A 19,257-nucleotide genomic window follows, 5' to 3' on the forward strand; every position below is an offset into this window, starting at 1 on the left:
CTCAGAATGTATGCATACGCTTATTTCAAAGTAACTAATACGTCACCCTCATTAACAAAATCGCCTGATGCAAATTTGATGCTCTCAACAGTTCCAGCTTCTGCCGCATCCACTGGGATCTCCATTTTCATAGATTCCAGAATCACAACAGTTTGTCCTGCTGTAACTTCATCACCTTCACTAACTAATACTTGCCATACTGTCCCTGCCATAGATGCTGTAATTTCTTTCATTTCTCTCTCTCCTCATATTTACGGTTTAGATACAGACTTTTTTAATAAAAAATCAGTAGTATAATTACCTTTTTTAAAATCTTCTTCTATTAATAATTTTTGAAAAAGAGCGGTGTTCGTTTTAAGACCGGTGATTTCTATTTCATTAAAAAATTGTACTGCTTTATTGATACAGCCTTCCCTTGTGAAATCGCTTACAATAATTTTCGCAATCATAGGATCATAAAACGGTGTCACTTGATTCCCTTTTTCATAACCTAAGTCTATTCTAACATGTTCCATTTGCGGCCATACAAGTTCTTCAATTTTTCCAGGAGACGGAAAGAAAGTAACCGGGTCTTCTGCATAAAGTCTAAATTCAATCGCATGACCTTTACTAACAATTTCATCCTGTGTTAGCGGCAATGCTTCACCATTTGCAACCTGGAGCTGCCATCTGACTAAATCTACCCCTGTGATACTTTCAGTAACAGGATGTTCAACCTGTAGCCGTGTATTCATTTCTAAAAAGTAGAACTCACCAGTTTCACTAACTACAAATTCAACAGTCCCCGCATTCACATAATCAACAGCCTTTGCTGCATCTACAGCAGCAGCAGTTATACTTTTGCGCAGGTCTTCCGTTAAAAATGGCGATGGTGATTCCTCGACTACTTTTTGATTTCTGCGTTGAATGCTGCAGTCTCTTTCAAACAAATGAACAATATTACCCTGATTGTCGCCCATAATCTGAACTTCAATATGCCTCGCGTTTTCGATGCATTTTTCAATAAACATTCTGCCTGAACCAAAATAGTTCTTTGCACGCTGCTGACTTGAAATGAAATGCTTATGAAGGTCCTCTTCATTTAAACACTTTACCATTCCGATTCCGCCACCGCCGCTGCTCGCCTTCAACATGACTGGATAGCCGATCTTCTCCGCAAGTTTAACAGCTTCTTCTACATCTTCTATAGGCTCGATCGTACCAGGTACAATCGGAACGCTTGCTTGCTGCATCGTTTTCCGAGCCATGATTTTGTCACCCATCCACTCGATGGTTTGTGGTGATGGACCAATAAATTTTATACCCGCATTCTCTATTTTTTTGGCAAACTCATCATTTTCAGATAAAAGTCCGTAACCAGGGTGGACAGCATCCACCTTATGCAAAATAGCAGCTTCTAAAATAGCATCACTCTGCAAGTAAGATTTGGCAACCGGTGATTCCCCAATATGCACCGCATAATCAGCAGCTTTTACAAAAGGGAGGTCTTTGTCTGCGTCTGAATAAACTGCAACTGTTTCAATGTTCATTTCTTTACATGTCTTCATAATTCGAAGCGCAATTTCTCCTCGATTAGCAATTAAGATTTTTTTCACATTCATCCTCCTTCCTGATGTCAACATAACGTTTTTCGACAAAAAAACGGTATTTCCTTTTTGAAAGCGCAAACTAAATGAATATTTTATTTTTAAAGAATTTTTAGCATAATTAGTATATACTATAACTATAGAGAAAAGTACAGAATGGCAGGGGGAGAGAACATGGTTAAGTACGAAGTAAAAAAATTGTTAGTTAACTATAAAACATTGGAAGAGTTCAAGCATTTCAAAGAATATGGTGTTCAGGAACTTTCAATGCTCGAAGATCTGCAGGACAATATGATAGAGAACGACAGCGAGTCACCTTTTTATGGTATTTATTATGGTGATAAATTAGTTGCCAGAATGAGCTTATACCGGATTGAAGCAGCATATGATCAATATTTTGATCCGCCTCAGGATTATTTGGAACTTTGGAAATTAGAAGTCCTTCCTCATCACCAAACAAAAGGGCTTGGCAGAGCATTAGTTGAGTTTGCTAAGACATTAAATCTGCCGGTTAAAACAAACGGAAGACAGCAATCCAGCGGCTTTTGGGAAAAAATGGGCTTTGAAGCAGTAACCTATAATCAAGACCGAGACCGAGGGCAAAATCCTTACGTATGGTATCCAAAAGGAGTAAGTGAGCAACGTCTTGCATAACATGAACAAAAAGAGGCTGATCCCAAAAGTAAAAAACTTTTGTGGTCACGCCTCTTTTTTTTGATTAAACTACACTTTCGGTATTGTCGAAGGTTGTAGTTTTTTGGATGTTCGGGAGTATATAATGAAAACTCGTTGGATTATGTCCTAAACTCGTTGGATTATTGCCAAAATCTGTTGGATTCACTTCGAAACTCGTTGAATTATTCAACTTTCCGTTTAGTACTAGTCATAAGACAGAACAAAAAGACCCAAAAGCTCGAAAATCAGCGCTCTTGGGTCGATACATTTTAATTATTCACAGGTACTTCAACTAACTTTCTTGCTCGATCCATGATTTGCAATAATTCTTTATAATCTCTGGAAACGGTATTGAATTCTTTCATTACTTTATCTAGTTTTTTCTTGAGATGCCCATTCTCTTTTTTAATCTCTTGAAGTTTGAGGAGCAGCTTTTTATTTTCCACTTCCAGATTTTCAGCTTGTGGATTCTCCAGCTGCAACTGTTGCAAAAAGTGAATGACGTCATCGATTGAAGGGTGTTTTCCGCTTCTTTGCTTTATGTCTCGGCTGTTAACCACAGCCGTTTTTTCAGCGTATGAAGTGTTTTGTTTTCCTTTTCTTTTATTACGGTCTTTTCTCACTTGCTTTGCTTCTGAAATTGAACTTTCGTATTGTTTTCTGATGAGCGAATTCCATCGAAATCCGCAAGCTGCAGGAGTCCGGGATAATTTTTCTCCTACTTCTTCAAATGCTACTAACTGTGTACTTCCATCTCTGATGTGTTTAAGTGTTACTTGAGCAAGAATCGTATCTTCTTCTTGTGTCCAGGCATCCTGGCGCAAATTCGTCATTTATATCCCCCCATTTTAGTGGTTTGTAATATGAATATGCTAGTAGTAGAAAAGATAGACTTTTTATTCTACTAAATGGGAGAGAATGACTTATTTTCTTAAGAATGCATCTACTCTTTTATGATGTTCATCAGAAGACCATAGTTTTGCACATCTGGAAATCTCCTGTTTTACATTCTCGATCAATTTTTTCTTATCGATTCTTTGGAGCTGAAGTAATTTATATGAAGTAATTACGCCTAGAGGCTGTTTCGTAAATCTGCTCAAATACAGTTCGGTTTCTTTTATGCTGCTGCCTTTAATTACATATTGAACAAAACCGCGATCCATAGCTTGTTTAGCAGTAATGGGAGAAGAACTGTAAAGAAGATCCATCGCATCTTCTTGCCTGATTCTCTCTAACAAATAACTTCCTCCGCCCCAGCCAGTTGTAATTCCTAATCGTCCTTGGATGAAACCTACTTTAGCTTCTGCGCGCGCAAGCCTTATATCACACGCTGCTGCCAGCTCGCATCCGCCGCCAACCGCGAATCCATTTACTAAAGCAACTGTTGGTTTTGGAAAGAAAAATAATTCTTCCAGTACCTTTCCCATCTTTAATAACATACCCAGTGCTTCTTGTTCTGTTTTTAAACTATGAAAAGCGCCCAGATCCCCTCCAGAGCAAAAAGCTTGCGTTCCGGCTCCTGTAATAACCAAAACTTTTACATCATCATCATCTTTTGCCAGATTAAAAAGCTCCTGAAGCTTACTCATCACATCAAAATTAATGGCATTTCTCACATGTGGTCTGTTAATGGTAATCCAGCCGATTTGATTATTTTTATGCCAAAGTACAGGTTGTTCAGTCAACTTCCATACCCCCGTTCAAGAAAGCGCTTTATATTTATGTATATGAAAAAACAGGAAGCAAAGGCTCCCTGTTTTTCATTACTTGCTAACTACTTCTTTTCCTTTGTAAGATCCACACTCACGACAAACACGGTGAGATAACTTGTATTCTCCGCACTGTGGACACTTTACCATACCAGGCATGGAAAGCTTATAGTGTGTACGACGCTTCGCTTGGCGAGTTTGTGATGTTCTGCGAAAAGGTACTGCCATTTTGTATCCACCTCCTTAAAGGTCTTGAAAGAATCATTATAACCTATTCTTTCATTCATTGTCTTTGTCAAAAAATTTAGCTAGACCGGCCATTCTCGGGTCAACCCGATTCTTTAGGTCTTCATCCGTAATCCTCTGCCATCCTTCTCCTTCATCCGGAGCTGGACTTTCCTTAACATCAGCAGCAGTAATTTTCAACGGCTTTTCAAGCAGAATATGCTCTTCGATGATAGGAAGAAGATCAACGTAATGTCCCTCTACTTTATGAAGGCTTTCTTCGTCTTCATATTCCGTATAATTGGGATCGAAAATAAAAATTTCCGTTGTTTTTACCGAAAATGGAAATTCCACATCAACCAAAGTGTTAGCACAAGGCAACACCATTTTCCCTTTTATTGTCAAATAAAAAGTGGCTTTTTGCTGAGTTACATCTGCATGTCCTTCTATATGAACAGGTTCAATGCTTCTGATCTCTTGGTCTTTTTCCATCACACCGCTAGCATCAACATTTTGTTCAAATGTTAACGGCTTACGGTAAAAATTTTTTAATTCTTGTAGTGACCATTTCATCTCTTTATCACCTCAAGGCAACAGTAGTAATTATATCGGTCAAAATATAAATTGTCAATATGATATCTTTACAGCAGTACTTTTGATTTTAACTTGTTTTTAGTACAATGTAAACGTAAAAGATTACAGCTCTGTAAAGGGAGAGTGCAAGTATGAAGGCTGCTGGTGTTGTTGTAGAATATAATCCGTTTCATAATGGACATTATTATCATTTACAAGAAACGAAAAGAGTAACAGATGCTGCATGTATAATCGCAGTAATGAGCGGCAATTTCCTTCAGCGCGGGGAACCAGCCCTTCTTTCAAAATGGTCTCGTACAAAAATGGCTCTTTCAGGAGGTGCTGACCTCGTAATCGAATTACCGTATTCCTTTGCTACCAGCCATGCACAGCGTTTTGCGTTTGGAAGTATCTTTTTACTACAAGCTGCTGGATGTGAATCTTTTTGTTTTGGAAGTGAATCTGGGGACATTCCAGCTTTTCAAAATACTCACGATCTGCTCCAATCTCAAGCTAATGATTTTGATACATATGTTCAAGAATTTACGTCACAAGGATTATCATATCCTGCTTCAGCTGCAAAAGCATATCAATCACTCGAAACACCGTTACATTTAGATCTTAGCAAGCCAAATAACATATTAGGCTTTGAGTATATTAGAGCTGCACGTGACCTCGGCTCAGTAATAGAACCTTTTTCAATAAAAAGAAAAAATGCAGATTATCATGATGTTGCTCTTGGAAAAGGCAATATTGCCAGCGCAACAGCCATTCGAGAAGCTGTATTTTCTCATGATATTCATAAAGCTCGAAATTATATGCCTTCTTTTACCTTTCAATCTTTAACGGAAGAAATCGAAAAAAAAGGCACTTTAATGAACTGGGAACGATTTTATCCTCTCCTTCGTTATCAACTATTATCTTCAAGTCCTTCTGAATTAAACCAATTTTATGAAGTGGAAGAAGGCTTAGAGTATAGAATGATTGAAGCGATGAAGATATCCTCTGATTTCCATACTTTCATGACAAATTTAAAAACAAAGCGTTATACGTGGACTAGACTTCAGAGAGCGTGTCTTCATATCTTAAATAAAATTACAAAAGAAGAAATGCACCAAATCTTAGACTTTCCTCCTGCTTACCTACGGATATTAGGAATGACAGAGACAGGTCAGCAATATTTAAGTTCCATAAAAAAATCGTTAGAACTTCCGTTGGTAACTACTGTTTCGAAGCATGATTTTAAAGGGCTCAACATGGAAGCAAAAACATCCTTAATTTATGCACAAGGAGTTCTAAAGAATAAGCTGGAAGCAGAGAAAGAAGAATTTAACACACCGCCTATTAGGGTATAGGAATGCAGATAGTTCTCGTATTTCTCGGATAGCGCTTGATCAGCGGGTAATTAACCTGCTGATCGAGCTTTTTTTATGCAATTAAAATCATAAAATGCGTGCGGTTATCAATAAACCGCACGCATCCTTCTTTTTTTACAGCTTGTTTAAATAATTCAGTGCGTCATCTAACGTCTTAACAGGAACTATCTTCATTTTTGAACCGATATCTTTTTTTGCTTTTAGTGCATCTTTGTAGTTATCACCCGCTACTGGCGCAAAAAAGATCTCAGCCCCCGCATCCTCAGCTGCGACAACTTTTTGTTGAATACCTCCGATAGGCCCTACATTTTTCTCGAGATCCATTGTCCCTGTCCCTGCTATCTTTTTGCCGTGTGTCATATCTTTATCAAGCAGCTGGTCCATAATTTCGAGTGTAAACATTAAGCCTGCTGACGGCCCTCCGATTTGAGAAGTATTAATCTTAATGGAAGGATCAGTAGCAATCGAAACATCAGTTACGGGAGAAGTAATACCAAGCCCTGCCTTAGGTCCTTCATTTTGAATATATTTTTTCGGAAACTGTTCTACATTAAGATTCACATTCATTTTTTTCTCTCCGCGAAGAACAGTAAGATCAACTTTTTCTCCAGCTTTTTTAGGTCCAAGTACATCTAGAAGTTCCTTAGTTGTCATAACAGATTTATGGTCAACTGCGATTATTTTATCTGCGACTTTTAACTTGCCTTCAGCTGGCATGCCTTCCATTATTCCAGTAACATACACTCCATGATATTTAATATCTACTTTTTTTCCAGCACTCTGAAACGCTACAACAGTTGCTGCATGCTGCGAATCTTCCATCATCTGAAGCTGGCGCTGATTGTATTCTTCATCGGTTTCTTCATCACTTCGAATTTGATTGGCAGGTATAACTTCTTTATAATCACTGAATTTTGCCCATATGTATTGAGGAATGTTTGCTTTGCCCACCGCTACTGTTAAAAGCATGAATTCCCCCTTATCTTCGTCCCCGCCCTCTACTTTAATAATTGGATCCAGTACCATTGCATCACCTGGAGATGTGATGTAATAAGGCAGCGGATAAAAGACTAAAACGGCAAAGATCAATATGGTTAAAAGAATTCCCTTATTCTTTGAGAAAAAGCTTCTCTTTTTCTCATCTTTACTATTGGACATTTGTTGATTCCCTCCACTCGCTAATCTTTTCTAGAATTTTCGGTATATGTTTTTTCCCTGATTCTTCCCCAATAGCAATTATATCATTAACATCCTTAAAAGCTGTTGAACTAAATTGTTCAACCATTGGACGGATCATAATATCTGAGGAAACTTCATGCCATCTTACCATTTCCCGTTGCATAATATCGATACTTTGAAAGATGACATCAAAAATAGAGGATACCTGCTGCTCGGCTTTAAAATGAGATATATCAACAGCAATAACTAAGTCAGCTCCCATTTCCCTGACTACAGAAACTGGAACTCTGTCAATTACCCCCCCATCCACTAATAGCTTGCCATCCATCTTTTCAGGCACTAGTATTCCTGGAATAGATATACTTGCTCTTACTGCATCCGCTATTGATCCTTGTCTAAAAACAACTTTTTCCCCTTTGATTAGATCAGTAGCAACAATTGCTAAAGGAATTTCCGCTTCTTCAATATTTTTTTGTTTTGTAAGAAGTTTCATGAGTTCCTTTATTTTTTTTCCAGATATAAAGCCCATTTTCGGCACTGTATAATCCATATAATATTTTCTTTTAAAAAGAGTTGCCATTCTATACATGTTCTCATCGCTTTGTCCGATGCAAACCATCGCACCCACTAGAGCACCCATGCTGCTCCCTGCAATCATATCTATAGGGATATCTGCATCTCTCAAAGCTTTAATTACTCCAACATGGGCAAATCCTCTAGCTCCTCCTGAACCAAGAGCAAGTCCGATTTTCGGCTGATTCATCCATTGCTCCTCCTTTAGAAGCATCGTCTTTTTTTAACATATGGTCTAAAGAGTATGGCTATACGTATAAATAAGGATGAGGACAAGGTAAGACTTGTATTATTTAGTGAGAGGAGCTCTCCATTGATGAACAAAGCATACTTTAAATCTGTCGTGCTGGCAGTTTCGGCCATTATTATTGCCTTATCCATTATTATATACCCAAAAGATACGTATTTAGCTTCTGTTAATGGGCTTAAAATGTGGTGGGATGTTGTCTTTCCCTCACTTATGCCTTTTTTTATCTTATCAGAAGTCTTGATGGGGTTTGGTGTTGTACATCTAATAGGAGTCATTTTTGAACCGCTCATGCGGCCGTTGTTTCGAGTACCCGGTAGCGGAGGCTTTGTCTGGGCAATGGGAATCTCCTCTGGCTTTCCAGCAGGTGCTAAACTGACGGCGAGACTATGGCATCAAAAACAAATATCAACGATTGAAGCTGAAAGACTTGTTTCATTCACTAACTGTTCAAACCCGCTTTTTATGTTCAGCGCAATATCAGTTGGGTTTTTTCATAATCCAGCCCTTGGGATCGTTCTTGCTGTCAGCCACTATGCCGGGAATTTCATTGTCGGTTTAATTATGCGGTTTCATGGCAGCAAAAAAGATTCTCCTCTTTCAAAAGATTTTGTGAGAGGCGGCGGTATTAAGAACGCTCTCACACAAATGCATAACGCCCGCCTTGCAGATAACCGGCCAATTGGACAGCTGCTTGGTGATGCAGTACAGCAATCTACTAGAACATTGCTTATGATCGGCGGATTTATCATACTCTTCTCGGTGCTCAGCCGTATGATGGATCTTCTTCAAATTACAGAGCTGCTTTCAAAACTGATCAGTCCTGTATTTCTTTTATTCTCATTCTCAGAAACGCTTAGTCTCCCACTTATGAAAGGAATATTTGAGATTACATTAGGAAGCAATTTAACAAGTATTGCCCAATCATCTGTTGTACAACAAGCGGCGATAACAAGTTTTATTCTTGCTTTCAGTGGTCTTTCTGTACAGGCACAAGTTGCAAGTATTCTCGCAGAAACTGATATAAAATTCAGCCCCTTCTTTTTCGCCAGGATTATTCACGGATTTTTGTCAGCTGCAATATGCATGTTAGTATTCCCTTATTTGTATAACGTTAAAAGCAATGCCGCACCTGCATTTAACTTTATTAAAGAAAAAAGTGAAAACCTTGGAGAATGGGGTATGATTGCTCTAACGAACAGTCATTATGTAACACTCGTCTTTTTGCTTATTTCTATCGGTATATGGAGCCGAAATATGATGAAGAAAAACAGCCTCCGCTATTAGCGGGGGCTGTTGTATTTTTCTTTTAAAGCTTTTTCTACGATTTCAGGGACAAGATCAGAAACGTTTGCGTGATATTTTGCTGCTTCTTTTACAATGCTCGAACTTAAGAATGAATACTGATTGTTTGTCATCATAAAGAACGTTTCTACCCCATCATCCAGCTTTTTATTAATGGATGCAATTTTCATTTCATACTCAAAGTCAGATACGGCACGAAGTCCTCTTAAGATTACATTAGCTCCAATGCTTTTTACATAATCGATCAAAAGACCATTAAAGGAATCTACTTTTACATTCGGAAATTTTTCCGTTACTTCTTTTAAAAGAGTTATTCTTTCTTCTACCGTAAATAACGGATCTTTACTTTGATTATTTGCTACGACTACAATTACTTCATCAAATACATCAGCACCGCGTTTAATAATGTCCAAATGTCCGCGAGTTACAGGGTCAAAGCTTCCAGGACATACTGCCGTCGTTGGCATAAAATCCACCTCATATCATCTAATTAGCGTTTAAAAATCGAGATTGTCGTTGTTTTGCCGTAAGTTTCCTGTCTAACTAGCTCGAAATCACCTATTTTTTCAGGAAGCGAAACATCTGTTCCGTGCTCAGCTACTATACTTCCACTGTCCGATAATAGAGCAAGCTTATCAATTTCTTCAATGTCCTTCATTAACATTTGTTTTGCGTATGGAGGATCTAAGAATATCATATCAAAACACAGCTCTCTTTTGTGAAGCGCTTTCAATGCACGTTTTGCATCGTTTCGAAAAATTTCAGCTTTTTCCTCATAGTTACATTGTTTTAAATTCTCTTTAATCGTCTGTAAGGCTTTCTGATCTTTATCGATAAAAATAAAATGATCCATTCCCCGGCTGAGCGCTTCAATGCCCAATCCGCCGCTGCCGCCATAAAGATCCAGTCCTTGTCCACCATCAAAATAGGGACCGATCATATTAAAGATTGATTCTTTTATTTTATCAGTTGTAGGTCTTGTACCCATTCCTGGTACCGCCTTAAGCGGTCTTCCTTTACAATCGCCTGCTATTACTCTCACTATTTTTTCACCTGATTCTTTTATCCTTTTTTCCATTACCTATCCTATCATAAGTATTCATGTAATCAAATAATGAAATCTTATTCCTATAAGTATAAGGCAAAATAAATGAGGTCATACTACATTTAACAACATCAGTGAACGATGTTGTTGCCAACCGCGGAGAAGACTTACTCCCCATAAGTTCTTCATCCGGTTTCTCCTCTCCCATCGCCTTTGAACAGAAGTGATTTTGTTTTGAAGGCAACCTGCAGCTAGTAGCTGCAGGTTTTTTTGTTTGTTGATCAAGATAAGCTGCGAATCTCTTTGACAGTTTTGATCCTTCATTAATCGTCGCAACTCACGGTCTTTGAGTAAGCTTTGTTCGTCATTCCTCGATTCTTCACTTCCTGCTGCATTTAGCTTCTAATATCGATAAAGCTCTTTAACCTCTTTGTCCTTTGTGCTACATTTTTAAGAGAAGAAAGGAGCAGCACACTATGATTCAACGATTTATAGAACTCGGAGAAGGGTATTCTGATCTTTATGAGCTGTTAGAGATTATAGAGACCAATCAGAACCGTTTATCCCAGCTTTTATGTTTAAAGGTTAAAAAAGATAATAAAGAATATGCTTCGTTCATCGCTGTACTAGACCCTGCCGCAGAAGGGAAATTTCAGCCGCTATATATTTGCAGAGAAGGGATACCGGTTCCCTCAAAAAGATATGAATTGTTTAAAGCTAAAGCTGATGAAGTGAACAAAGAAATCATTACATTTGATGTTAAACCATCAACTGATTTTGCTGATACCGAACTATTTTTTCATTACTTAACTGGTATTTTGCGATTGAACTACTTAATACCGCCTCTATTGTAGATAAAGAAAACTTGGCTGACGCAAAGCCTTTCCCGTCAGCCTTAGCTGCACTTAAACATAATACCTAAACTTGTCACTACATCGTAATTCAGCGAGGTAATTAGTTATACTCTCTTAAAGTGAAATAAAAAAACAGGCAGCAGCCTAATTGGCATTGCTTGCCTGTATTTAAATACCCATTTTGTAATCGTATTCTTTTGCTTTGTCTACGATTTTGCTTTCGTATTCAGTTTTAATATCTGGTTTGTGAGATTTTTTTACTTCTTTTACAAAATGCAGTGAAGTAAGCTTTTCTGCTATTTCATCAATTTTATTTCCATCACAATACAATACGGCATATTTTAATCTTCTGGATACATAATGAACATTGCCGTAGCGGCGCAATTGCTTTGAAAACTTTAATGAATGAAGATAGACAGAAAGTCCTCTGCGGTTACCTATCATAATAAAAGCCCCTTTTATTATACTAAAAAAAATATATGCTAAAATACGTAGAATTTTAAAAATAGTTGAATAAGGATGTGCTGCATAATGGACTTAAATGACATATGGATTATATTCTTTAATCATATTAAGATAAATTCTCACATCATCTCCATCGATAAAAAGGTGATGGCAGGCATTCCTTTTGTTTATGTATCTGCTGATCCCGGAACAACGTTGGATGATACAATATCCATTTTAAAGAAGTATGCGGTTAAAGCAATGAAAGGAAAACGGCTTACACTCGAACTGGCATTTGTAAGGTCTGAAGAAAACCTTTTTGTATTTCGGATGCGTTTCCTTGTTCCGCAAGAGAAAATGTTCTGCTGCGGAAATTTATGCTTTGATTGTATCAGGTTAAAAAATCAATAATGTTTATGCGCACCCGCATGAACCGCCAGATCCACAGCCGCCGCTGCAAGAACTTTGATCAAAAAATGGATTACCAGTCGGCACTTTTATATGTTCTGAAACACTATAAGCCAATATTCTGCTGCATTCTATCAAAAGATTTTCCAATTCTTTTTCAGCTTTTTTAAAATTTGCAATGTTCTCATGAAAATCAAGTTCTCGCTTTAGCTTTCGAACATCACTAGATACAGTATGAAAATCAGGATGATACTTCCCAAACCGCTGAACTTCCTCGTATTTATCCTTCATCTCAGAAAAACGAGCAATCATTTTCTGAGCTTGTCTATCTTGTTCTAATATATGTTTCGTATTTCGATAGTCTTCTGCAATACTGGAATTTGCAACCATGTCTGCCAATGCAAATGAACCATCCAGCAATTCCTTCTGATCTATACTCATACTTCACACCTCCCTTTAGGTATGAGGTTTCTATATTATTATAGCGGATATCACTCTTATATAAAAGCATGGTGTACATATCCCGTCAAAAAATAAAACCCCTCTCATTAAGAAGGGTCAGCGAACATGAACATAAATATCTTTCTTTAATCCATAATCAGTACCATCTTTTTTCTTTAACCTCAGTGAAACTTCATGTTTTCCTTGAGGCAACTGCTTTATTATGAAAATCGACTTGTGTACGTTCATCTTCCATTTTCCGTCTATGAATACTGCAATATACCCATCCATATTTGACGGAAGGTTAGAATCGCTGCCTTGAAAAGAGAATCTCGAAATAACATTTTCGAAATAAATTCCTTTTTTTTTAACACGATATTTTACAGCCCAATCACGACCTGATAATGGATAGCTGGCCGTTGCTTCAATTGTCTCACGATTTTCGATAGAATCATTTTGCTGTTGCAGTTGGTTATTACTGAACTTAATGAAGTATACTGCACAAACAAATGTACTTAAAAAAACGATTAGTAATCTTATTTTCTTTTTATTCATGAAAAAAACCACTCCTTCTAGAGATAGTTTTTTCCATTTCATATCTAATTATCCATTATCGGGATGTCTTGCAAGGGGATATCTGGCGGCAGATCTGGCAGCCCTTCTGATTTATCTTCACCCATTACACTGATCAGCTCCATAAGAAGTCCGAAGTTTTGCACTTGCTGATGGAAACGATCGACACGCTGTCCAAACGTTCTTCCGTAAAACACTTTAGATTCTTCTTCTAACTCTGCAACTGAAAATGGATTTCGGCTTAATTTGCGATACCATTCCGGCTTCTCTCTTATAAAATATTTAAGATCAGGTCTTGTATTTAAATATTCCAATATATCTCTGCGCACTCCGGATACACATCCTTTAATCTTTATAGGAAGGATAATCATGAATATTATTCTCCGGCAGCTGGGTAGATCTGTCAGACTGATTGTTAAATTGCTGCAGAAGTTCCTGAACAGCATCCATTAAACTTCCAAATTGAGATAAATACTTTTGAACATCAGTGATTTGCAATTTGCTTAACCCAGAAACAATATCTCCAACTGTCAGTTCCGCTTTCGTTCGTTCTTTTAAAGGAGTTTTTTCTTTTTTGTTATTACTTTTGTTTCTTGTATACTGGTTCCAGCTTTCATGCTCTTCGCCTAAAATAATCCAGTCTTGATATATTTCTTTCCAAGGCCGGTTATTTTTCTTAACTTCTTTAACTAGATCAGGATGTTTTTGTACAAATTCCTTAAAACTTTCAATATCAGTCTTTACCACAGAATACACCCCCAGCCGTCCACTGACGATTCATTATCTATTACATGATACATAAATGCCCATAAAATGGTGCGCCCATTTTTTTATAATTTTTCTTATAAATTCTGTTTACTTTATTCAACTGTACTTAAAGAGTTACAATAAAGGAAAAAGGTTGAGGGACATCATCATGGATATTAGAGAAGAACTAAATCATTTTATTCAAGAAAGCAGTTCTGAAGAACAAGATGTATTAAAGCTTGTTCTAACTAGTTTAAAAGCTAAGCGTCATAAGCCTAGCAAAACCCATATATCTGGGTTATTACAATTTGAAACAACTTACATGGACGATAAGGCTTTGGAAATGGTTATGCCGAACACTCCTCTGCTTGATAATTCTATAGGCATTGTTCATGGAGGTCTTACAGCAACGTTGCTTGATACAGCTATGGGAACATTGGCTAGCCGTGTTCCCGGAAACAACAAAGGTGCTGTTACAGTTGAAATGAAAGTTGATTTTCTAACTCCTGGAGTCGGTGAAAAATTCATTTGCCGAGCTGAAGTTGTACATAACGGGAGGCAATTGGTCCGAACGGAAGGGAAAATAAGAAATGAGACTGGGACTTTAATAGCTTCAGCCACAGGTACTTTCTTCAAGTTATAAATAGGACCTTATAGGAAAAACAAAAAAACCGGCTTCTGAAGAATGCAGCTTCAGAGCCAGTTTTTTATTGTGCTGGTACTATAAAATTTTGTGTGTAATATTTCTTATAAACACCAACGCCCAGATGAGTATACTCTTTATTTAATAAAGCTTTCCTGTGACCCTCGCTATTCATCCATCCCTGGACAGCAGCGATACCATCTGTATAATTGGCCGCAATATTTTCTCCCGCTTGTAAAAACGTTACATTCCCATCCTCTAGTCTGTCTGATAACGTCCTTCCGTCCTTACTTTTGTGAGAGAAATAATTTTGATCAGCCATATCTTTTGAATGAAGAAAAGCAACTTCAGACGCAGCATTATCCCATTCAAGCGGATTTAAATTATAGTTCATCCGAATCACATTCGAAAGTTCATAAATTTCCTGCTGTTCAGAATCATCAATTTCTTTTTGTTTTGCCTCTGTAATGTTTGGAAGAGATGGGAGATCTCCACGGTACACAATCGAATAAGGTCTCTGCTTTAATAGAATATCTGCAGTTAAGTATCTTACACTCGACAATTTATTTGTGAATTTATCAAAATAAAGCTGAACCCAAACATCATTCCCTAAATCAACAAGCGGTCTAATCATAACTTCTTCTTCTGAAAGTTCGAATTTAAAAAAATCTTCCCCATCATGAATGGTAATATCACTTTCAACTGGATAGTTCTGAATAATGTCATTAGAAGACGCTCCAATAGTAAACGGCTTTGTATTTACATCTGAACCAATAACATAAAGTGTTACGATTTCCCCGTCTTCAACTCCAGCTTGCAAATACCCTTTCGTATTTTTACTCGCATAAATATACCACTCATATCCATAAGCTGAGGGATCAATTCTCTCAGGCTCACCCCACCTTTTGTTAAAGGACTTTATGTCTTTACCTATCCAATTTGATACTGCATCATCTGGAATCTTAACAGATTGTTCACCTGCATATTCCAGTTTCGTTTTAATCGGTTCTTTTTCAGTCTTGAAATCTGGAAGCAAATCCTGAAAAAACAACCCAATTAAAATAAGGACGGAAAGAAAAAATGTCGCCAATCCACGCATTAAGGTTCCCCCTGTATCTGTCTGTTATTATTAGTGTAGCATACAGGTACTTATATGGCTTTAATAAAAAAACAGCATCATCTGTGATGACACTGTTTGCTTTTTATTTTACTGCAGCTGGTCATTGTGTTCAGAGACCTCTGATAAAGTGTGGCCAGCAGCAGAGTTGCTCTCTTTTGTTAATGAAAGATCTCCTAAAGAGATAATGCCTACTAATTTATTGTTTTCAACGATAGGCAGCCTTCTGATTTGTTTTTCAGCCATCAGATTTGAAGCTTCTTCAACACTCATTTCTGGAGACGCTGTGTATAAATCAGAACTCATTATGTCCGAAACTTTCGTTGAACCAGGGCGCTTTTCAGCAACACCTCTAATAACAATGTCCCGGTCAGTAATTACTCCCAGCAACTGATTATTTTCACATACAGGAATAACTCCAACATTATCTTGTTTCATTTTGACAGCTGCCTCATATACATTGTCCGCTGGGGTAACAAAGTCTACATTAGCCGTCATCACATCACGAATTTGTTTCATGAACAATTCCTCCTCTTTTCGTTTGATTAACAATATGTTCATCCTTTATCCTTTAACCGATATGATGTAAATATGCATAGCAATTTTAGAAGGATTGCATCTTTAGCGCTTTCATAATATCATTAAGAAGTAATTGTAATTTTTTATTGAATTCCTAGGAGGTTTCATAATGAAATTTGAAGAAAGCGGCTTAAACGGGAAAGTTATCGAGTTCTCACTGTTAGAACATGTCATGGAAAAACACGGAATAATCCGTGCTGGACAATGGGATTATGAACGAATTACATACGATTATAAATTTGAAGACATGACAAATGGTGATGTATACTATTTCCGCTTCCCATGCAACGTAACTGAAGCTGAAACTGAAACACCGCACGCTAAAGTTGAACTTGGTACTCCTTATTTAGGTAAACACTATTATCCACACGGTGTTGAATATGATGAAGAGTTCCCAAAAAATGTAGTAACACACTGCAACAAATTAATTGAATCCTTACATAACGAACTTAACGTTTAAAAGAAAAAACCCTCAATATTGAGGGTTTTTTCTATTCTGCTGCACTTTCCTTTGTTTGAGATAAGTACCCTTCGAATAATCTGCCGCCATATGGCGAAATAATTTCATCTACAAAATGAATTACAGAAGATTTGTCACGCGTTGAAAAATAATGATCAAAGATGCTGGAAAACTTTTCTGCAAAAGAATCATTATACTCTTTTAAAGCCCTAACAATCCACTTTCCTTCCCCTATCCAGTGACCGTTTACCCGCAAAACAAACTCATGTGTCAAATCTGCTAATTTTGTGACAATGAACAAATCTTCCAATGGGTTTGTTGATCCTTCCAAATCATTTAATAAATCTGTCAGATGGTACCTTGCTTTTTCAATCTCAATCGTTTTCCATGGTGTTGGACCTGCTTTTAATAACTGAAGTGCTTCATTTTTAATACGGGAAGCTTGCCCATTATCGCGTAGGATAATTCCTTCCGCACACATCTGAGGCAGAGATGGTCTAGCACGATCCATATTTTCTTTAAAATAGTTCTTATACGAAAACATATTATATACGAACACTTCGATCGGCCAATCAAATTCGTGCAATGATTGGCGGTACGATTCCCTTACATTACTGTCAATAATAATAATGTCTAAATCTGAGTTCTCTGTGTCTTCTCCTCGTACGACGCTGCCAGCCAAATAGGCCACATCACAGGAAGAAAAGTATGTCTCTATAAATTTTTTTGCAGCTTCTCTGGCACTTGTTCTCATATGGCTTCTCCTTTTCAATCTACTGGTATCTTTCTTATATTCGACATCAACTGGTCAATTTCTTTTTTTGAGAATGTAAATATCCAGTATTAATTTTTTCGCTATTAAAGAAGAGAGAACTTGCTGTTTATGCTTCAGGAAACTTTAAAAATTGGCTTATTAATAGGCAAGCTGATCCTAGCCTGAGTTTCGAAGTCAACTTGTCCGTACAGATTCTTTACGAAAATGACACTTTATCTACAATCGCTTAAAAAAATGCAAAAAAAATAACCAGCACTTTAATGGCTGATTATTTCAATTCTGGATGCAGATGTCTATTTTCATTTCTGATCATTTCAAGATCAACTTTATCTTGTGCTCTTTCCTTCTTTACCCATCGAGCAAATATTAAAGCAAGTACAAAGGCGTATATCACTTCTTGGAATATTTTCATGGTAACTCCGCCTACACGCTGATCCTCAGCAGGTGTCATTGCAGCATATATTTGCGGCACATTACGGTAAGCGTCGTACAATTGCATGTCTGAAAACATGATCAGCGCACAAGCAGGTGTCATCAGCACTCCATTAGCAAAGATATATCCGATTTTTTTAATGTCAGATAATGTTTCAAGTTCTTTAACAGGGCACAGCACTGGCCACCACATTGTAAAAGCTGTAACTAGCAATACGATGTGATAAAGATAATGTAAAAACATATTTTGAACAACTGCATCAAATATAGCAGGAATATGGTACAACGAGAATACTGTATTAAAAACTAACAATGCAATCAATGGTTTTGTAAGTGCATGAAAAATCTTAGTTATGAAATTTTGTTGGTTTAGCCATTTTCCCCATTGCTTTGATGGAATTGCAAGAATGATCATCGGCACAATCATTAAGTATAGAACAGCCATCTGTGCCATATGAACACTGAATAAATAATGATGACCGAGAACTTGTACAGGAGTTCCTTTAATAATAACCATTAAAATAATGGCTGATATCATTGAGATCTGCTGCCAGCGTGATGCAATGATTACTTTACTATCTCCCCTTGCAATCCACTGATAATAAAGTACAGCTAAAACAACAGCGAATATGTAAACAGCAGGTGGATATAATTCATACCAACTATAATCACTTAAACTCATAGGCATATGATGGTGATCATGATGCATTTGCATTCATCTCCTTTATAGATAGTACCCGTACTAACTATAACAGTCTTTTTACAACTTGTAATCGTCATATAATGACAATTCTTTATTTTGTAACAAAGTAAACATGGATGGAGCTTTCGCTTTCGTATTTTTTCAGTATTATCTTGTTAATGTATCGAGTTTCAGTTAGCCGACAAGCTATTCTTAATGTTAGTGCAAATAAAAAGGGCTGCCAGATAGCAGCCCTTTATTATTATGATGTCCAGATCATTCCCATTAATGAAGCTACAGTAACGGCTGCTACTAATATACCTGTAGCCATCCCCCAGATCGGGAAGTCATGACCTTTGTGGTTTAAGTGCATCCATACGTAAAGCTGGAAAAATACTTGAACAACTGCCAATGTAAGAATAAACAAAATAGCGAAAGAATCACTGATTTTATCACTCCAAATGGCGTAGAAAGCAACAATTGTCAAAAGAATCATCATAATAAAAGAAACATTATGATGTTTTCTTTCTTCTTTTAAGGCAAGTTTGCGCTGAACCGCCTCATGACGGTGTACGTTTGTTTCAGGAGTTTGATGTTGATCAGCCATGG

27 protein-coding genes are annotated in these 19,257 nt (G+C 37.2%); 7 read left to right on the plus strand and 20 right to left on the minus strand.

Going from position 1 to position 19,257, the window contains the following annotated elements; translation table 11 throughout:
- Positions 1-20 precede the first annotated feature (20 nt).
- Positions 21-233: an acetyl-CoA carboxylase biotin carboxyl carrier protein subunit gene (locus RGB74_RS11280; RefSeq protein ID WP_310759403.1), complete on the minus strand. Its 213-nt coding sequence runs from the start codon at positions 231-233 to the stop codon at positions 21-23.
- Positions 234-251: 18 nt separating this feature from the next.
- Positions 252-1,595 (minus strand): acetyl-CoA carboxylase biotin carboxylase subunit, encoded by a 1,344-nt coding sequence (locus RGB74_RS11285; RefSeq protein ID WP_310759404.1) that lies wholly within the window; start codon positions 1,593-1,595, stop codon positions 252-254.
- 165 nt (positions 1,596-1,760) lie between these two features.
- Here RGB74_RS11285 and RGB74_RS11290 point away from each other — a divergent pair, with 165 nt between their 5' ends.
- Positions 1,761-2,240, plus strand: coding sequence for an N-acetyltransferase (locus RGB74_RS11290; RefSeq protein ID WP_310759405.1), 480 nt, complete (start codon positions 1,761-1,763; stop codon positions 2,238-2,240).
- Positions 2,241-2,530: 290 nt separating this feature from the next.
- On the opposite strand, the gene RGB74_RS11295 is transcribed toward RGB74_RS11290, so the two are convergent.
- From RGB74_RS11295 to RGB74_RS11310, 4 genes are all read right to left on the minus strand, one after another.
- A complete protein-coding gene (locus RGB74_RS11295) occupies positions 2,531-3,094 on the minus strand; it encodes an RsfA family transcriptional regulator (RefSeq protein WP_310759406.1) in 564 nt (187 codons plus the stop codon).
- A 90-nt stretch (positions 3,095-3,184) separates the two neighbouring features.
- On the minus strand, positions 3,185-3,946 hold the full coding sequence (locus RGB74_RS11300; protein WP_310759407.1) for an enoyl-CoA hydratase/isomerase family protein: 762 nt from the start codon (positions 3,944-3,946) through the stop codon (positions 3,185-3,187).
- 78 nt (positions 3,947-4,024) lie between these two features.
- Positions 4,025-4,198, minus strand: coding sequence for a 50S ribosomal protein L32 (gene rpmF, locus RGB74_RS11305; RefSeq protein ID WP_066240492.1), 174 nt, complete (start codon positions 4,196-4,198; stop codon positions 4,025-4,027).
- A 51-nt stretch (positions 4,199-4,249) separates the two neighbouring features.
- Complete coding sequence (locus RGB74_RS11310) at positions 4,250-4,768, minus strand: YceD family protein (RefSeq protein ID WP_310759408.1); 519 nt, start codon at positions 4,766-4,768, stop codon at positions 4,250-4,252.
- A gap of 152 nt (positions 4,769-4,920) precedes the next feature.
- On the opposite strand from RGB74_RS11310, the gene RGB74_RS11315 reads away from it, so the two are divergent.
- A complete protein-coding gene (locus RGB74_RS11315; protein ID WP_310759409.1) occupies positions 4,921-6,123 on the plus strand; it encodes a nucleotidyltransferase in 1,203 nt (400 codons plus the stop codon).
- A gap of 135 nt (positions 6,124-6,258) precedes the next feature.
- Here RGB74_RS11315 and RGB74_RS11320 read toward each other — a convergent pair whose 3' ends face one another.
- Both RGB74_RS11320 and RGB74_RS11325 read right to left on the minus strand, forming a co-directional pair.
- Positions 6,259-7,302, minus strand: a complete 1,044-nt coding sequence (locus RGB74_RS11320; RefSeq protein WP_310759410.1) for a SepM family pheromone-processing serine protease — start codon at positions 7,300-7,302, stop codon at positions 6,259-6,261.
- Positions 7,292-8,086 (minus strand): patatin-like phospholipase family protein, encoded by a 795-nt coding sequence (locus RGB74_RS11325; protein WP_310759411.1) that lies wholly within the window; start codon positions 8,084-8,086, stop codon positions 7,292-7,294. Before RGB74_RS11325 ends, RGB74_RS11320 begins: the two co-directional genes overlap by 11 nt.
- A 126-nt stretch (positions 8,087-8,212) precedes the next feature.
- Between RGB74_RS11325 and ylbJ the strand changes: the two genes are divergently transcribed.
- Entirely contained in the window at positions 8,213-9,430 is a 1,218-nt protein-coding gene (gene ylbJ / locus RGB74_RS11330) for a sporulation integral membrane protein YlbJ (RefSeq protein ID WP_310759412.1), read from the plus strand.
- Here ylbJ and coaD read toward each other — a convergent pair.
- Complete coding sequence (coaD, locus tag RGB74_RS11335; RefSeq protein WP_310759413.1) at positions 9,427-9,915, minus strand: pantetheine-phosphate adenylyltransferase; 489 nt, start codon at positions 9,913-9,915, stop codon at positions 9,427-9,429. The genes ylbJ and coaD overlap by 4 nt on opposite strands.
- A 23-nt stretch (positions 9,916-9,938) precedes the next feature.
- Positions 9,939-10,490, minus strand: a complete 552-nt coding sequence (rsmD, locus tag RGB74_RS11340) for a 16S rRNA (guanine(966)-N(2))-methyltransferase RsmD (RefSeq protein WP_396136063.1) — start codon at positions 10,488-10,490, stop codon at positions 9,939-9,941.
- A 479-nt stretch (positions 10,491-10,969) separates the two neighbouring features.
- Here rsmD and RGB74_RS11345 point away from each other — a divergent pair, with 479 nt between their 5' ends.
- Complete coding sequence (locus tag RGB74_RS11345) at positions 10,970-11,347, plus strand: DUF7147 family protein (protein WP_310759415.1); 378 nt, start codon at positions 10,970-10,972, stop codon at positions 11,345-11,347.
- 168 nt (positions 11,348-11,515) lie between these two features.
- On the opposite strand, the gene RGB74_RS11350 is transcribed toward RGB74_RS11345, so the two are convergent.
- Positions 11,516-11,791, minus strand: a complete 276-nt coding sequence (locus RGB74_RS11350) for a YlbG family protein (protein ID WP_310759416.1) — start codon at positions 11,789-11,791, stop codon at positions 11,516-11,518.
- Between the two features lie 87 nt (positions 11,792-11,878).
- Between RGB74_RS11350 and RGB74_RS11355 the strand changes: the two genes are divergently transcribed.
- Positions 11,879-12,202 carry a hypothetical protein gene (locus RGB74_RS11355; protein ID WP_310759417.1) on the plus strand — a complete coding sequence of 108 codons (324 nt, stop codon included), beginning with the start codon at positions 11,879-11,881 and terminating at the stop codon, positions 12,200-12,202.
- 3 nt (positions 12,203-12,205) lie between these two features.
- Here RGB74_RS11355 and RGB74_RS11360 read toward each other — a convergent pair whose 3' ends face one another.
- The 4 genes from RGB74_RS11360 to ylbD form a co-directional block, all read right to left on the minus strand.
- Positions 12,206-12,640 carry a YlbF/YmcA family competence regulator gene (locus tag RGB74_RS11360; protein ID WP_310759418.1) on the minus strand — a complete coding sequence of 145 codons (435 nt, stop codon included), beginning with the start codon at positions 12,638-12,640 and terminating at the stop codon, positions 12,206-12,208.
- Positions 12,641-12,757: 117 nt separating this feature from the next.
- Positions 12,758-13,195 carry a hypothetical protein gene (locus tag RGB74_RS11365; protein ID WP_310759419.1) on the minus strand — a complete coding sequence of 146 codons (438 nt, stop codon included), beginning with the start codon at positions 13,193-13,195 and terminating at the stop codon, positions 12,758-12,760.
- A 44-nt stretch (positions 13,196-13,239) separates the two neighbouring features.
- A complete protein-coding gene (locus RGB74_RS11370) occupies positions 13,240-13,542 on the minus strand; it encodes a YlbE-like family protein (RefSeq protein WP_310759420.1) in 303 nt (100 codons plus the stop codon).
- Positions 13,543-13,558: 16 nt separating this feature from the next.
- Positions 13,559-13,960: a spore coat protein YlbD gene (gene ylbD / locus RGB74_RS11375; RefSeq protein ID WP_310759421.1), complete on the minus strand. Its 402-nt coding sequence runs from the start codon at positions 13,958-13,960 to the stop codon at positions 13,559-13,561.
- 169 nt (positions 13,961-14,129) lie between these two features.
- Here ylbD and RGB74_RS11380 point away from each other — a divergent pair, with 169 nt between their 5' ends.
- Positions 14,130-14,603: a PaaI family thioesterase gene (locus RGB74_RS11380; RefSeq protein WP_310759422.1), complete on the plus strand. Its 474-nt coding sequence runs from the start codon at positions 14,130-14,132 to the stop codon at positions 14,601-14,603.
- Between the two features lie 64 nt (positions 14,604-14,667).
- On the opposite strand, the gene RGB74_RS11385 is transcribed toward RGB74_RS11380, so the two are convergent.
- Both RGB74_RS11385 and RGB74_RS11390 read right to left on the minus strand, forming a co-directional pair.
- Complete coding sequence (locus RGB74_RS11385; RefSeq protein ID WP_310759423.1) at positions 14,668-15,702, minus strand: CAP domain-containing protein; 1,035 nt, start codon at positions 15,700-15,702, stop codon at positions 14,668-14,670.
- Between the two features lie 108 nt (positions 15,703-15,810).
- Positions 15,811-16,239: a CBS domain-containing protein gene (locus RGB74_RS11390; protein WP_310759424.1), complete on the minus strand. Its 429-nt coding sequence runs from the start codon at positions 16,237-16,239 to the stop codon at positions 15,811-15,813.
- Positions 16,240-16,408: 169 nt separating this feature from the next.
- On the opposite strand from RGB74_RS11390, the gene RGB74_RS11395 reads away from it, so the two are divergent.
- Positions 16,409-16,759: a YugN family protein gene (locus RGB74_RS11395; protein WP_310759425.1), complete on the plus strand. Its 351-nt coding sequence runs from the start codon at positions 16,409-16,411 to the stop codon at positions 16,757-16,759.
- Between the two features lie 31 nt (positions 16,760-16,790).
- Here RGB74_RS11395 and RGB74_RS11400 read toward each other — a convergent pair whose 3' ends face one another.
- The 3 genes from RGB74_RS11400 to RGB74_RS11410 all read right to left on the minus strand — a co-directional run bounded on the left by RGB74_RS11400 (position 16,791) and on the right by RGB74_RS11410 (position 19,255).
- Positions 16,791-17,513, minus strand: coding sequence for a nucleotidyltransferase domain-containing protein (locus RGB74_RS11400; protein WP_310759426.1), 723 nt, complete (start codon positions 17,511-17,513; stop codon positions 16,791-16,793).
- A gap of 289 nt (positions 17,514-17,802) precedes the next feature.
- Complete coding sequence (locus RGB74_RS11405) at positions 17,803-18,675, minus strand: cytochrome c oxidase assembly protein (RefSeq protein ID WP_310759427.1); 873 nt, start codon at positions 18,673-18,675, stop codon at positions 17,803-17,805.
- 235 nt (positions 18,676-18,910) lie between these two features.
- On the minus strand, positions 18,911-19,255 hold the full coding sequence (locus tag RGB74_RS11410) for a cytochrome C oxidase subunit IV family protein (protein ID WP_310759428.1): 345 nt from the start codon (positions 19,253-19,255) through the stop codon (positions 18,911-18,913).
- Positions 19,256-19,257 lie beyond the last annotated feature (2 nt).

Origin of the sequence: Bacillus sp. NEB1478 (genome assembly GCF_031582965.1) — a bacterium.
Classification (GTDB): domain Bacteria; phylum Bacillota; class Bacilli; order Bacillales; family Fictibacillaceae; genus Fictibacillus.